The sequence below is a fragment of the Streptomyces sp. NBC_00038 genome, assembly GCF_026343635.1.
Taxonomy (GTDB): domain Bacteria; phylum Actinomycetota; class Actinomycetes; order Streptomycetales; family Streptomycetaceae; genus Streptomyces.
Genome location: NZ_JAPELQ010000001.1, coordinates 8,350,416 through 8,364,559, shown reverse-complemented (window position 1 = coordinate 8,364,559; position 14,144 = coordinate 8,350,416). Strand labels below are relative to the sequence as shown.

13 protein-coding genes are annotated in these 14,144 nt (G+C 70.0%); 6 read left to right on the top strand and 7 right to left on the bottom strand.

The features are described 5' to 3' along the window. The first annotated feature begins 21 nt into the window (after nt 1-21). The 4 genes from OG219_RS37645 (at nt 22) to OG219_RS37630 (ending at nt 2,523) form a co-directional block, all read left to right on the top strand. Nucleotides 22-774, top strand: coding sequence for a DUF6879 family protein (locus tag OG219_RS37645; protein WP_266834258.1), 753 nt, complete (start codon nt 22-24; stop codon nt 772-774). Nucleotides 775-791: 17 nt separating this feature from the next. After that, nucleotides 792-1,643 carry a helix-turn-helix transcriptional regulator gene (locus OG219_RS37640; RefSeq protein WP_266834256.1) on the top strand — a complete coding sequence of 284 codons (852 nt, stop codon included), beginning with the start codon at nt 792-794 and terminating at the stop codon, nt 1,641-1,643. Between the two features lie 131 nt (nt 1,644-1,774). Continuing rightward, a complete protein-coding gene (locus tag OG219_RS37635; RefSeq protein WP_266834254.1) occupies nt 1,775-1,972 on the top strand; it encodes a hypothetical protein in 198 nt (65 codons plus the stop codon). Further along, nucleotides 1,969-2,523 (top strand): PIN domain-containing protein, encoded by a 555-nt coding sequence (locus tag OG219_RS37630; RefSeq protein ID WP_266834252.1) that lies wholly within the window; start codon nt 1,969-1,971, stop codon nt 2,521-2,523. Before OG219_RS37635 ends, OG219_RS37630 begins: the two co-directional genes overlap by 4 nt. Nucleotides 2,524-2,641: 118 nt before the next feature. Here the strand turns inward: OG219_RS37630 and OG219_RS37625 are convergent, their stop codons facing one another. From OG219_RS37625 to OG219_RS37600, 6 genes are all read right to left on the bottom strand, one after another. Next, nucleotides 2,642-3,811, bottom strand: coding sequence for a glycoside hydrolase family 6 protein (locus OG219_RS37625; RefSeq protein ID WP_266834250.1), 1,170 nt, complete (start codon nt 3,809-3,811; stop codon nt 2,642-2,644). Between the two features lie 175 nt (nt 3,812-3,986). Then, on the bottom strand, nt 3,987-5,156 hold the full coding sequence (locus OG219_RS37620) for an XdhC/CoxI family protein (RefSeq protein ID WP_266834248.1): 1,170 nt from the start codon (nt 5,154-5,156) through the stop codon (nt 3,987-3,989). Nucleotides 5,157-5,220: 64 nt separating this feature from the next. After that, on the bottom strand, nt 5,221-6,678 hold the full coding sequence (locus tag OG219_RS37615) for an NCS2 family permease (RefSeq protein WP_266834246.1): 1,458 nt from the start codon (nt 6,676-6,678) through the stop codon (nt 5,221-5,223). Nucleotides 6,679-6,922: 244 nt separating this feature from the next. After that, entirely contained in the window at nt 6,923-9,310 is a 2,388-nt protein-coding gene (locus OG219_RS37610; RefSeq protein WP_266834244.1) for a xanthine dehydrogenase family protein molybdopterin-binding subunit, read from the bottom strand. Between the two features lie 2 nt (nt 9,311-9,312). Beyond that, nucleotides 9,313-9,915 (bottom strand): (2Fe-2S)-binding protein, encoded by a 603-nt coding sequence (locus OG219_RS37605; RefSeq protein WP_266834242.1) that lies wholly within the window; start codon nt 9,913-9,915, stop codon nt 9,313-9,315. Next, on the bottom strand, nt 9,915-10,814 hold the full coding sequence (locus tag OG219_RS37600; RefSeq protein ID WP_266834240.1) for a xanthine dehydrogenase family protein subunit M: 900 nt from the start codon (nt 10,812-10,814) through the stop codon (nt 9,915-9,917). The genes OG219_RS37605 and OG219_RS37600 overlap by 1 nt, the downstream gene beginning before the upstream one ends. A 365-nt stretch (nt 10,815-11,179) precedes the next feature. On the opposite strand from OG219_RS37600, the gene OG219_RS37595 reads away from it, so the two are divergent. Continuing rightward, nucleotides 11,180-12,853, top strand: coding sequence for a PucR family transcriptional regulator (locus OG219_RS37595; RefSeq protein WP_266834238.1), 1,674 nt, complete (start codon nt 11,180-11,182; stop codon nt 12,851-12,853). Between the two features lie 135 nt (nt 12,854-12,988). Next, on the top strand, nt 12,989-13,762 hold the full coding sequence (locus tag OG219_RS37590) for a hypothetical protein (RefSeq protein WP_266834236.1): 774 nt from the start codon (nt 12,989-12,991) through the stop codon (nt 13,760-13,762). A 10-nt stretch (nt 13,763-13,772) separates the two neighbouring features. Here OG219_RS37590 and OG219_RS37585 read toward each other — a convergent pair whose 3' ends face one another. Then, entirely contained in the window at nt 13,773-14,021 is a 249-nt protein-coding gene (locus OG219_RS37585; protein WP_266834234.1) for a hypothetical protein, read from the bottom strand. Nucleotides 14,022-14,144 lie beyond the last annotated feature (123 nt).

Below are 14,144 nucleotides of genomic sequence, written 5' to 3'. Positions count from 1 at the left end.
CCCCGCTGAAAGGATCTGATCATGGCCCGACGACTGCGTTTCAACGGCACGGGCAGCGGCGTGAACGGCTGCCCCGCCGTGCACGAAGACCTCGACACAGGCGAAGTGATCATCCACGGACCGGCGCTCACCGACCCTCACGACATCGCCCGCTTGCGGCACCTTGGAGAGGGCGAGGTACCCATCGTGGTACCGCGCGAACTGCTCGTCGACTTCGGCCCCAAGGAGGTCACCCGCGTGCCGGACATCATCGGCCTGGATGAGTTCGACCGGCTGTTCACCCAGTTCGAGCACACGGCCTGGCGGCTGGAGACCCGCCGCCGGTACGCGTCCGATGAGGGAACCGACACCTACACGCAGTTCACCCGGGGCGAGCCCGTCATCTGGGAGGGCGTCGACGACGAATGGTGTGCCGAACGCCGCGAACAGACCGCGCTCGGCAAACGGTTCGAACGTGTCCGCATCGTAGACAACCCGCCCACCCCTGGGCAGCTCTACCTGCTCGACAACGCCCGGCGGAACGGCGCCGTCGGCGAGGACATCCGAAACCTGTGGCGCGCCGACGCCGAACGACTCCAACTCCCCGACGCGGACTTCTGGATCTTCGACTCGCGCTTGGTGGCCCGGCTCAACTTCGACGACGCCGACGATCTCGTCAGCGTGGAGCTGATCACGGAGCCCGTCGAGGTCAACCGGTACGCCCAGGCGCGCGATGGCGCCTGGCACTACGCCGTCCCGTACGAGGAGTTCGCAGCGGGTCTGGCCGCGAAGTAGGCAGGTGAGCAGAACCGGTGACGACCGACTACCAGCAGGCGCGCGAAGCGCTTGGGGTGCGGCTGCGCGAACTGCGGCTGGCTGCCCCGGATGGACGGCTCACCGGTTCCGCGCTGGCCCGGCGGCTCGGGTGGCCGCAGCCGAAGGTCAGCAAGCTGGAGAACGGCAAGCAGACCGCCACGCCCGAGGACCTTCGGGCGTGGGCGGAGGGGACCGGGCAGCCGGACGTGTATGACGAACTGCTCGCCAGACTCCGAGGGTTCGAGTCGCACATCCGGTCATGGCGGCGGCAGCTGGCCTCGGGACACAAGCCGGTGCAGGACACGCACCTGGCTGAGCACACGACCGCCAGCGTGCTCCGGGGCTGGGAGTCGTCCATGATCATGGGCATTTTGCAGACCCCGGACTACGCCCGGCACATCTTCACCCGGTACACCGAACTCCAGCAGTCACCCCGTGACATCGAGGAAGCCGTGCGCTCCCGTATCAAGCGCCAAGAGGTGCTGTACGACCCCTCGAAGCGCTTCCACATCATCATGTGGGAGGCCGCGCTCCGGGCGCTGATCTGCCCGCCGTCCGTCCTGGCCGCGCAGCTCGACCGGTTGTCCGGAGCCATCGGGCTGGACACGGTCGAGTTGGGGATCATCCCGCTCAACGCCTCGCTGAAGATTCCGCCCGCCACGGCCTTCTGGGTCTACGACGACAGCCGCGTGATCGTCGAGACGTGGCACTCCGAGTTGTGGATCGAAGACGAGGCGAGCGTGAGCACGTACCTCCGCACCTGGAACACGCTGCGTGAGTCCGCGGTGTACGGCGCCGACGCGCACCGGGTCATCAGTTCAGCGCGCCGGACCCTGAGCATCCCCTGACACTGGGCTGACGGCGAGAGCCGTCACGTCCGACTACGCCCTGAGTCGCGCGACAGTAGACCCGGACAACTGGTCCAATAGTCTCCCTTATTCACTCGTCTCTCGAGTTTCCCCTCTGCCAGGATCTCCGCATGAGACTGAACCCGGGAGTCACCCTGGACTACGCAGACGACGTGCTTCGTCGTGCGGAGACGACGTGGGGTAACGCGCGGCCCACGCAGGACGCGTACCGCGCCTACACCGATGCAGTCCACGACACCTACCCCACCCTCAAGCAGGCTTTCGCCGCCCCGGATCTCGCTGCCGGCCTGCACTCCCTGGCCAGGTGAGGGCTCTGGAGCAGGCTCGTACCGAGCTGGAGGAGTTGAAGAAGCTCGTAGCCCGGCCCGGTCTGCCCGTCGTCTACGACACCAACATGCTCAACCACTGGCAGCAGCCCGGCGACATCCTGTGGCGCAACGTCTTCAAGTCCCAGAGCGAAAAGGTCCCGCTCACCCGGCTCGTGGTACCGCTCCGCGTGATCGACGAACTGGACAAGCAGAAGTACGGCCAGGGCGACCTGGCGCGGAAGGCTGCCACTGCCATCCGCTACCTGGAGCGGGTTCTCAAGGACAGCCCGCCTGGAGAGCCCGTGGCACTCCGTGAGGGCGCCACGCTAGAAGTGTGGGTCGACACTGACGACCGTGGTGGTGACGCCGACCTGTCGATCCTGCGCTGCGCCGCCGACCTGGACAACTTCCACCCGGACACGGGTGCCCGGGTGCTGACCGATGACATCGGCATGCGCCTGCGCGCCAATCAACTGGGCCTGAAGGTGATGCGCTTGCCGGAAGCGCACCGCAAGAAGGGCACGGCTCTTGACGAGGTGCCACCGCAGTAGGTCCGTTCCCTTCGCTACCGGAGTACCTCGCGCACCTGGAGCTGACAGTCACCAGGACGGCTCTGGACTGCGTGCCCGAGCTCGGGACAACTGGGCTGGATATGCCCGGGCCCGGACGTCAGCCCAGAATCGGCGGTTTGGCGAACCGTACGAGTTCCAGGGCCTGTTCGGGGAACCAGTCCCCCGCGTCGGGATCGACCATCCCGCGCTCCGGGTCCTCGGGGCCCGGCGTGCCGCGCAGGCACAGGCCGTCCGACTCGCCCGGTGTCTTGATCCACAGCCGGGCGTCCTGCAAGGGGTCGCCGGTGCGCAGGGTCGGGCGGGCGCCCAGGCCGCGGTTCGGCGGGTTGCACCAGTCCTGCGGGTCCGGGTACTTGCCGGCGGGTGGCGTCCAGGGGCCCTGCCCGTTGCGGCTGGAGTCCGTGACGAAGTGCTTCATCCGGGACGCGGGCACGTGGACGTGCGCGTCGAGCCAGGCCTGCGCGTCGGCCCGCGGCCACCACTGGTGCGGGCACTCGGCGACGTCGCCGCCTCCGTCGACGTACGCGAGGCAGGACGAGATCAGCTTGCCGTACCAGGAGTTGGCGTCGTCGGTGTTGTAGTTCGAGGCGTTTGTGTAGAAGCCGGAGGCGTGTGCGATGCCGCCCCTGATCAGGCGCGGCACGATGGAGTTGACGGTGTGCCAGCCGGGGTGTCCTGTGTCGAGGTAGACGCGGGTTCCCCGTAGCGGCTCCAGCACGGACACCGCGTAGTTGACCTCGACGTACCGGGCCGCGGTCTTGGTGCCCTGCGCGTCGTCCTGGCCACAGTCTGCGGGGAGGAGGGCGAGGGCGTCGGGTTCGAGGGTGACGAGGGCGTCGCGGCCGCCGATACCGCGGGCCACCGCGTCGATCCACTCCTTGTACTCCGCCGTGTTGGAGGCCCCGCCGCCCGAGTAGTTGGAGCAGTCGCGTCCCGGGATGTTGTACAGCGCGAACACCGGGGTCGCGCCCTCCCGGTCCGCGTCCCGTGTCACACCGCGGATCAGCCGCTCGACCTGGGCCGGGGTCTGGTCGCCGTACCAGACGGCCTGCGGGGTGTTCACCATGGCCACGATGCCCGCGGCGTCCAGGAATTGGCCCGCGCGGGCCAGGTCCAATGCCTGCCGGTAGGCCGCGGGGTTGGCGTCGGGGACGTACAGGGAGGGGCCGCGGTCGAGGGAGTCCGCGGCCTGCGTTTCGGATGGTGCGAGGAAGAGGGCCGCCAACCCGACCGACAGGGCGGCGAGCCATGTTGAGGTGCGTCTCATGTGGGTTCACTCCTGGTTCGCAACGGTCGCTAGGGACTTGCGGGAGCGCTCCCACAGGAGCGTCGTCGAGGGGCATGCCCGCGTCAATACACAGGACGCGGGATTACTTCGTACGACTGATGCGACTGATGGGCCCGCCGCGTTCCAGCGAACGGGCCTCTCCGTCGTACGCGCGTCAGGCCACCGACCCGATCCGCCCCACCGACGCCGACGCCGACGCCGACGTCGACGCCGCATCATGGTGGATCGGCGTATGCGCCCCCGTGAGCGCAACCCCGCTCCCCCCACGCCGGTTGGCCACGATCTCCGAAGCGATGGACAGCGCCGTCTCCTCGGGCGTACGCGCCCCCAGGTCCAGCCCGATGGGCGACCTGAGCCTCGTCAACTCCAGCTCGGTCACGCCGACTTCACGCAGGCGCTCGTTCCGGTCGAGGTGGGTCCGCCGGGATCCCATCGCCCCCACGTACGCGACCGGAAGCCGCAGCGCGAGCTGGAGCAGCGGGACGTCGAACTTGGCGTCATGGGTCAGTACGCACAGCACCGTCCGGGAGTCGACTTCCGTGCGGGCCAGGTACTTGTGCGGCCATTCGACGACGATCTCGTCGGCGTCCGGGAAGCGGGCGGCCGTCGCGAAGACGGGGCGGGCGTCGCAGACCGTCACGCTGTAGCCGAGGAACTTGCCCATGCGGACCAGCGCCGACGCGAAGTCGATCGCACCGAAGACGATCATGCGGGGCGGCGGGACCGACGACTCCACCAGGACCGTGAGCGGCGCTCCGCAACGAGAGCCCTGCTCTCCGATCTCCACGGTGCCGGTACGGCCCGCGTCCAGGAAGGCTCCCGCCTCCCCCACCACGGTCCGGTCCAGCTCGGGATGGGCGCCGAAGCCGCCCTCGTACGAGCCGTCGGGACGGACGACGAGGGCGCGCCCCAGCAGTTCGGCCGGGCCGCTCACGATCCGGGCGACCGCGGCCGCCTCCCCGCTCGCCGCGGCGGCCAGCGCGGCCGCGAGCACCAGCCGGGCGGGGTCGCCGGCGCGTACCGGGGTGACCAGGATGTCGATGATGCCGCCGCAGGTCAGCCCCACCGCGAACGCGTCGTCGTCGCTGTAGCCGAAGCGTTCGAGGGCGGACTCCCCGTCCTCCAGCGCCTGTTGGCACAGTTCGTAGACCGCTCCCTCCACGCAGCCGCCTGAGACCGAGCCGATCGCCGTGCCGTCGGAGTCGACGGCGAGTGCGGCGCCCGGTTGGCGGGGTGCGCTGCCGCCGACGGCCACCACGGTGGCGACGGCGAAGTCGCGTCCCTGCTCGACCCACCGGTGCAGCTCTTCGGCGATGTCCAGCATGTCTCGGTCTCCTTAGACGACGTACCAGCGGTTGCGTGGAGGGAGAGGGATCCGAACGGACGTGTCAGTGCACGCCCATCCAGCTCTCGATCGGGTTGAGGGCGAAGAAGACGAAGAAGATCACCGTCAGGCCCCACATGAACGCCCCGATCTCCCGGGCCTTGCCCTGGGCGATCTTGATGGCGACGTAGCTGATGACTCCGGCCGCGACACCCGCGGTGATGGAGTACGTGAACGGCATGATCACGACGGTCAGGAAGACCGGGATCGCGGTGGCGCGGTCGCCCCAGTCCACGTGCCGGGCGTTCATCATCATCATGGCGCCGATGACGACGAGCGCGGCGGCGGCGACCTCACCCGGGACGATCGCGGTGAGCGGCGTGAAGAACAGGCAGGCCGCGAAGAACAGACCGGTGATCACCGAGGACAGGCCCGTGCGGGCGCCCTCGCCGACCCCCGTCGCCGATTCGACGAAGACCGTCTGGCCCGAGGCGCCGGCGACACCGCCGACCGCTCCGCCCGCGCCGTCGATGAACAGCGCCTTGGACAGGCCCGGCATCCGGCCCTGCGCGTCGGCCAGTTTGGCCTCGGTGCCGACGCCGATGATCGTGGCCATCGCGTCGAAGAACCCGGCGAGCACCAGCGTGAAGACGATCATGCCGACCGTCATCGCGCCGACATCGCCCCAGCCGCCGAACTCGACGTCTCCGAAGAGTGAGAAGTCCGGCATCGAGACGGCGCTGCCGTGCAGTTCGGGGGCGCCGCTCGCCCACTGCTTGGGGTCGATGACATCGAGGGCGTTCAGTACGACGGCCAGTACCGTGCCCGCGACGATGCCGATCAGGATTGCGCCGGGGACGGCCCGGGCCTGCAGCATGAAGATCAGGAGCAGCGTCGCGGCGAAGAGCAGCACGGGCCAGCCGGCGAGTTCGCCGTTCGGGCCGAGGGAGACCGGGGTCGCCTCGCCCTGGTGGACGAAGCCGGCTTTCACCAGGCCGATCAGTGCGACGAACAGGCCGATGCCCATGGTGATCGCGTGCTTCAGCGCGAGCGGGATCGCGTTCATGATCATCTCGCGGAGGCCGGTGACGACCAGAAGCATGATGACGACGCCGTACATGACGCACATGCCCATGGCCTGCGGCCAGGTCATCTGCGGGGCGACCTGCGAGGCGAGCACGCCGGACACGGAGAGTCCGGCGGCGAGGGCGAGCGGCACCTTGCCGAAGAAGCCCATGAGGAGCGTGCTGAAGGCCGCCGCGAACGCGGTCGCGGTGATCAGCGCCTGCTGGCCGAGCGTGTTCCCCGCCGCGTCCTTGCCGGACAGGATCAGCGGGTTGAGCAGCAGGATGTACGCCATCGCCATGAAGGTGGTGGTGCCGCCGCGCACCTCACGCGCGACGGAGCTTCCCCGCTTGGATATGTGGAAGTACCGGTCGAGCCAGGACCGGCCGGCCGGGACGCGGCTACCCGCGCCCGCGTCGTCGGCGACGGTCTTCGGCTCTATTGACTGCTGGGTCATGTGGGCCTGCTCCCAAGGTTCAAAGGGACACCCGCACGGCCGCCCTGACGGCTGCTCAACCACCTTGGTGGCTACGGGTTTTGGGAAGGTGCTTCGGCCGCACGACCCGGGGGACGGCCCGAGACGAACGTTGCTTTGCTGTCGGATGATGCTGATGATGCGTCAAGTCCCGCGAGCAGTGCGGTACTCGAGTACTCCGGGCGGCGCGGTGAAGTGTGACGTTCCCTGCGCCGCCCGGAGAGTCCTACGCGGTGCCGGTGAGGTGTTCTGGCCGTACCGGCGTCCGGTTGAGCTCCAGACCCGTCGCGTTCCGGATCGCCGCGAGGACGGCCGGGGTGGACGACAGGGTCGGGGCCTCGCCGATGCCACGGAGCCCGTACGGGGCGTGGTCGTCGGCGAGTTCGAGCACGTCGACGGGGATGGTCGGCGTGTCGAGGATGGTGGGGAGCAGGTAGTCCGTGAAGGACGGGTTCCTGACCTTCGCGGTCTTGGGATCGACGACGATCTCCTCCATCACCGCGATGCCCATGCCCTGGATGGTGCCACCCTGGATCTGGCCGATGACGGACAGCGGGTTGAGCGCCTTGCCGACGTCCTGGGCGCAGGCCAGTTCGATGACCTTGACCAGGCCGAGTTCGGTGTCCACCTCGACGACCGCGCGGTGCGCGGCGAAGGTGTACTGGACGTGGCCGAAGCCCTGCCCGGTACGCAGGTCGAAGGGCTCCGTGGGGCGGTGCCGCCACTCAGCCTCGATCTCGACGGCCTCGTCCTCCAGGACGTCGGCCAGATCCGCGAGGACCTCGCCGCCGTCGGTGACGACCTTGCCGCCCTCCAGGAGCAGTTCGGCGGTGGCCCAGGCCGGGTGGTAGGTACCGAACTTGCGGCGGCCGAGCTCCAGGACCTTCTCGCGGACGAGCTCGCAGGAGTTCTTGACGGCGCCACCGGTGACGTACGTCTGGCGCGACGCGGACGTCGAACCGGCGCTGCCCACCTGGGTGTCGGCCGGGTGGATCGTCACCTGCGTGACGCCCAGCTCGGTGCGGGCGATCTGCGCGTGGACGGTGACACCGCCCTGGCCGACCTCCGCCATCGCAGTGTGCACGGTCGCGACCGGCTCGCCGCCGACGACCTCCATACGCACCTTGGCGGTCGAGTAGTCGTCGAAGCCCTCGGAGAAGCCGACGTTCTTGATGCCGACCGCGTAGCCCACACCGCGTACGACGCCTTCGCCGTGCGTGGTGTTGGAGAGGCCGCCCGGCAGCTGGCGTACGTCGGCGGCCTCGCCGGCCGCGAGCCACTGCTGCTCCGGCGGCATCGGCATCGCCTTGACGCGGCGCAGGAGTTCGGCGACCGGGGCGGGCGAGTCGACGGCCTGCCCGGTCGGCATGATCGTGCCCTGCTCCATCGCGTTGAGCTGACGGAACGCGACCCGGTCCATGCCCACCTTGTCGGCGAGCTTGTCCATCTGGGCCTCGTACGCGAAGCACGCCTGGACCGCGCCGAAGCCGCGCATGGCGCCGCAGGGCGGGTTGTTGGTGTAGAGCGCGATGGCCTCGATGTCGACGTTGTCGACGACGTACGGACCCGCGCCCAGCGAGGACGCGTTGCCGACGACCGCCGGGGAGGCGGAGGCGTACGCGCCGCCGTCGAGGACGATCCGCGCCTTCAGGTGCGTGAGCTTGCCGTCCTTCGTCGCCCCGTGCTCGTAGTAGAGCTTGGCGGGGTGGCGGTGGACGTGCCCGAAGAAGGACTCGAAGCGGTTGTAGACGATCTTGACGGGCTTGCCGGTGCGCAGCGCGAGCAGGCAGGCGTGGATCTGCATCGACAGGTCCTCGCGGCCGCCGAACGCGCCGCCCACGCCGGAGAGCGTCATGCGGACCTTGTCCTCGGGCAGGCCGAGGACGGGCGCGATCTGCTTGAGGTCCGAGTGCAGCCACTGGGTGGCGATGTACAGGTCGACGCCGCCGTCCTCGGCGGGCACGGCGAGGCCGGACTCCGGGCCGAGGAAGGCCTGGTCCTGCATGCCGAAGGTGTACTCGCCCTTGACGATGAAGTCGGCCTTCTTGGCGGCCTCGTCGGCGTCGCCGCGGATGATCGGCTGGCGGTGCACGATGTTCGGGTGCGGGACATGGCCGATGTGGTGGTCGTCGCGGCCCTCGTGGACGAGGATCGCGTCCGGCGCGGTGGCGGACGCCTCGTCCGTGATGACCGGGAGGTCGCGGTACTCGACCTTGATCTTGGCGGCGGCGCGGCGCGCGGTCTCCGGGTGGTCGGCGGCGACGATCGCGACCGGCTCGCCGTGGTGGCGGACCTTGCCGTGGGCGAGAACCGGGGTGTCCTGGATCTCCAGGCCGTAGTTCTTCACCTCGGTCGGCAGGTCGTCGTACGTCAGGACGGCGTAGACGCCCGGCGTCTTCAGCGCCTCGACCGTGTCGATCGAGACGATCTCGGCGTGCGCGACCGGGGAGCGCAGGATCTGGCCCCAGAGCATGTCCTCGTGCCACATGTCGGACGAGTACGCGAACTCGCCGGTGACCTTGAGGGTGCCGTCCGGGCGCAGCGTCGACTCGCCGATGCCGCCCTTGGTCTTGGAGCCCTGGGTGATGTTGGTGGGCGTACCTGTCGTTCCCATGGTCAGACCGCCTCAGACTGCCGTGCGGCCGCCAGCCGGACCGCGTCCATGATCTTCTCGTAGCCGGTGCAGCGGCACAGGTTGCCCGAGAGCGCCTCGCGGATGTCCGCGTCGGTCGGGTTCGGGTTGTGCTCCAGCATCTCGTCGGCCGCGACCAGCAGACCCGGGGTGCAGAAGCCGCACTGGACGGCTCCGGCGTCGATGAACGCCTGCTGGACCGGGGAGAGTTCGCCGCCTTCGCCGGTGTGCGAGTCCTGGGCCCGTGGGCGGAGCCCACTATTGGACCCCTGCGCGTTCCACTGCTGGGCGTTCTGAAGTGATGTGCCGCAGGCGCCGCCGGTCCCGCAGGAGCGCTGCTTCGCGTACTCCGCGAGTCCCTCCACCGTGACGACCTCGCGCCCCTCGACCTGGCCGGCCGCGACGAGACACGAACACACCGGTACGCCGTCGAGGCGGACCGTGCAGGAACCGCACTCGCCCTGCTCGCAGGCGTTCTTCGAGCCCGGCAGGCCCATCCGCTCCCTCAGCACGTACAGCAGGGACTCGCCCTCCCACACGTCGTCGGCTTCCTGCTGACGGCCGTTGACCGTGAAATTGACGCGCATTACGCGACACTCCCCTTCTGATGTGGCTGGCCGTCAGCGCCGCGGTACGACTCCCAGGTCCAGGTGAGCGTCCGGCGGGCCATGATGCCGACCGCGTGGCGGCGGTAGCTCGCGGTGCCCCGGACGTCGTCGATCGGGTTGCAGGCGGCGGAGCAGAGGTCCGCGAACTGCTTGGCGACCGACGGGGTGATGATCCTGCCGTTGTCCCAGAAGCCGCCCTCTTCGAGCGCCGCGTTCAGGAACTCCTCGGCGGCCTTGGCGCGGACGGGCGTGGGCGCGGCGGATCCGATGCCGGTGCGGACCGTGCGCGAGGACGGGTGCAGCGCGAGGCCGAAGGCGCAGACCGCGATGACCATGGCGTTGCGGGTGCCGACCTTGGAGTACTGCTGCGGGCCGTCCGCCTTCTTGATGTGTACGGCCCTGATGAGCTCGTCGGGAGCGAGCGCGTTGCGCTTCACGCCGGTGTAGAACTCGTCGATCGGGATCAGGCGCGTGCCGCGTACGGACTCTGCCTCGACCTCGGCGCCGGCCGCGAGGAGCGCGGGATGGGCGTCGCCGGCCGGGGAGGCGGTGCCGAGGTTGCCGCCGACGCCGCCGCGGTTGCGGATCTGCGGGGAGGCCACCGTGTGGGAGGCGAGGGCCAAGCCGGGCAGTTCGCCGCGCAGCTGCTCCATGATCTTCGTGTAGGACACGGAGGCGCCCAGGCGCACGCTCTCCTCGCCGACCTCCCAGTCGCTCAGCTCGCCGATGCGGTTCAGATCGAGGAGGTACTCGGGCCTGCGGTGGTCGAAGTTGATCTCGACCATCACATCGGTGCCACCCGCAATCGGCACAGCGGTGGGGTGCTCAGCCTTGGCGGCGAGCGCCTCCTCCCAGCTGGCGGGGCGAAGGAAGTCCATGAGTGGCTCTCTTCATTCGTATCGTGGTGGTTCTGATCAAGCCAGATCGTGTGCGGCGGGCCCGGCTCGTTCATGAGTTGTTAACGCGGAGTGAGGCCAGTACACAGCGCCGTCCTCCACCGGGGTCAGTCACCGAAACCATGAAGGAGTTGGCTGGCCAGGGTGCGCATCTTGTAGATTCGTATGAACGGAGGTCATCAGTTACCTCTCTGTTTTCCCCTGGAAACAGTGAGCACAGCTCCCAAAAACCCAGGACACAGGCTCAGGCGGGCCGGAACCCCGCTCGCGGGGTCCTCAGCACGGGGCCCGTACAGAGCCGTACAGATCCATCGTAGATTTCAAGACAAAGATCGGCGGCGACGAGAATGCGGCTGCGCGCACTGCTGGACACCGACGCGCTGGGCCTGCGGCTGCTCGGCGGCGAGGACGAGCTGGACCGCACCGTACGCGGTGTGATGACCACGGACCTCAAGGACCCCAGCCGCTATCTCTCGGGCGGCGAGCTGGTCCTCACCGGTCTCGCCTGGCGGCACGACGCCGCGGACTCCGAGCCCTTCGTACGCATCCTCGCGGGCGCCGGGGTCACGGCCCTCGCCGCCGGTGAGGCGGAGCTCGGCGACGTACCGGCCGATCTGATCCAGGCCTGCGTCCGGCACCGGCTGCCGCTGTTCGGGGTGAACGAGTCGGTCGCCTTCGCGACGATCACCGAGCACGTCGTACGGCAGGTCTCGGGCGAGCGGGCCGGGGATCTGGCGGCCGTGGTCGACCGGCACCGGCGGATGATGACGTCAGGACCGGCGGGCGGCGGACCCGATGTGGTCCTGGACCTGCTCGGCTCCGACCTGGATCTGCGGGCCTGGGTGCTCTCCCCCACCGGCCGCCCCATCGCGGGCTCGAAGCTCGCCGGGGCCGCGCTGCCCGCGGACGTCTGCGCCAAGCTGGCCGCCGAACATCTGGCGGCGGCACGCACCGGACGCCGGGGGCCGCACCGGGTGACGGTGGGCACGACGACGTACTCGCTCTTCCCGGTCCCCTCCTCGGGCCGCTCCACGGGCGCGTCCCGGGACGTGCGCGAGACGGTGCTCTCCGACTGGCTGCTCGCGGTCGAGGCGGACGCCGGGGACTGGCCCGAGGAGCGGCTCGACCTGCTGCAGGGCGTCACCCAGCTGATCTCGGTCGAGCGGGAGCGGCGGGACGCGGCGCGCACGGTGCGGCGGCGGCTCGCGCAGGAGGTCCTGGAGCTGGTGCAGACGGGCGCGGCGCCCGCCGAGATCGCGGCGCGCCTGCGGGTCGCCGCCCCGGTGCTGCTGCCCGGGCTCGGAGCGGCCCCGCACTGGCAGGTGGTCGTGGCCCGCGTCGAGTGGGACGGCGGTGACATCGAGGGCGGCCCGGTCGCGCAGGCGCTCCTGGAGGAGATCCTCGTCAACCCGCTGGCCACCGGCCCCGAGCACTCCGACCGCATCGCCGTCGCCCACACCGGCGAGGAGGCGATCGCCCTCCTCGCGCTGCCCGCGGTGTCCACGGAGCACGACGGCTCGGAGTCCGGGCTGCTCGCCGACACGCTTCTGGAGGCCGTACGGGCCCCGCTGACAGCCGGCCTGAACGACGACGGGCGGCTCACGCTCGGCGTCAGCGCCGCCGTGCACTCGGCGGAGGGGCTGCGCGGCGCCCTGGAGGAGGCCCGGCACGCCCGCCGGGTGGCCGCCGCCCGCCCCGGGCGGGTGTGCGCGGCCGGGCACCAGGAGCTGGCCTCGCACGTGCTGCTGCTGCCCTTCGTGCCGGACGACGTCAGACGGGCGTTCACGGCCCGCCTCCTCGACCCGCTGCGGGACTACGACAGACGCCATCGCGCCGAACTGATCCCCACCCTGGAGGCGTTCCTCGACTGCGACGGCTCCTGGACCCGTTGCGCCGCCCGTCTCCACCTGCACGTCAACACGCTGCGCTACCGCGTGGGCCGAATCGAGCAGTTGACGAGTCGTGATCTTTCCCGCCTGGAGGACAAGCTGGACTTCTTCCTGGCACTGCGAATGAGCTGATTTGTGGCTGCCCGGATGCGCCGGGTGAGATCAATGACTTTGTGAAATCCTTCACCCACCCCCTTGGCCGGGCCCCGCGATCCGTGCTGAGATGCCACCACTCAACAGCTCAATGGTGTGCTCGGGGAGGGCAACGTGGCGCATTCCGCCATGTCTGGTTCCGGAACGACCGCAGGTGACGATCCACTCCAGACCGCGGTATGGCGGCTGCGCTCGCGCGCCTGCTGGGCCGACGCGGCGGCGCTGCTCGACCCGCGCACCGCGGGGGCGGCGCTGCAGAGAGCGTCGCTCCTCGTGGAGGGGTGTCTGTACACCGAGCAGGGCTGGGCCGAGGCGGAGGACGCGCTGCGGACGGCGGAGGCGGTGGCCCAGAGCGACGACGAGCGGGGCGCGGCGGCGTGTGAGCGCGGGCAGCTCGCGTACGCGGCCACGTTGCTCGGGGTGCGGGACCGGGCGGACGAGGCGCGGGCCGCGCTCAGCCGGGCCGCCGCGCTGATCACGCCCGGGGCGCCGGCGCGGGCGCTGCTGGACTTCCGGCGCGGTCTGGTCGCCCAGAACCTCGCGCATTCGCCGGAGTCCGCGCGCGCCGCCTACCGGCGCGCCCACGCGGGCGCCACGGCGAACAACGACCTCTTGCTGCTCTCCTTCACCTGGCGCCATCTCGCCGGACTCGCCCTGCAGGAGGGCGAGTTGGCGGAAGCCAGGCACGGTTTCGCCGAATCCCTGCGGATCCGCGAGGAGTTGGGCTTCCTCGTCGGCACCGTCCCCGCGCTCGCCTCCCTCGCGGACGCCGAGACGGAGCCGGAGGCGTCCCGGCTACGGGCCGAGGCGGGACGGCTGTTCCGGCTTCTGGGCGGCGTACCGACGTGGCTGGCCCAGCAGTTGGATCCGCCGGCGGCGACGGCCTAGTAGCGCTTCCTCAGCCGGTCTGGACGTCCGCCCACAGCTCCTGGACGAACGTCCAGGCCTCGGCGCGCAGTTCGGGGTTCTGGGCGAGGAGGACGACGACGCCCACAAGGAGGACGAGCTTCAGCAGCCCGCCGAGACCGGACCCCGAACCCCTGCGGGCCCGCCGGCGGCGCTGGACGTCCATCTGGTCGTTCATCTCGCGGAATCGGCGCGACTGGTCGAACTGCTGCTGCGCCTGGAAGCCAGGATCGGGAAACATCGTCGGTCGCCCCCGGGACGGTAAGTGGTCGTGCTCTCACCGGAGAGCACGCCGCCGGTCGGGGACGGGGTTGCCCGCGTACGGGAGTTGTTGCGCGGAGCCCACGCGTCCGTGACACGCGGC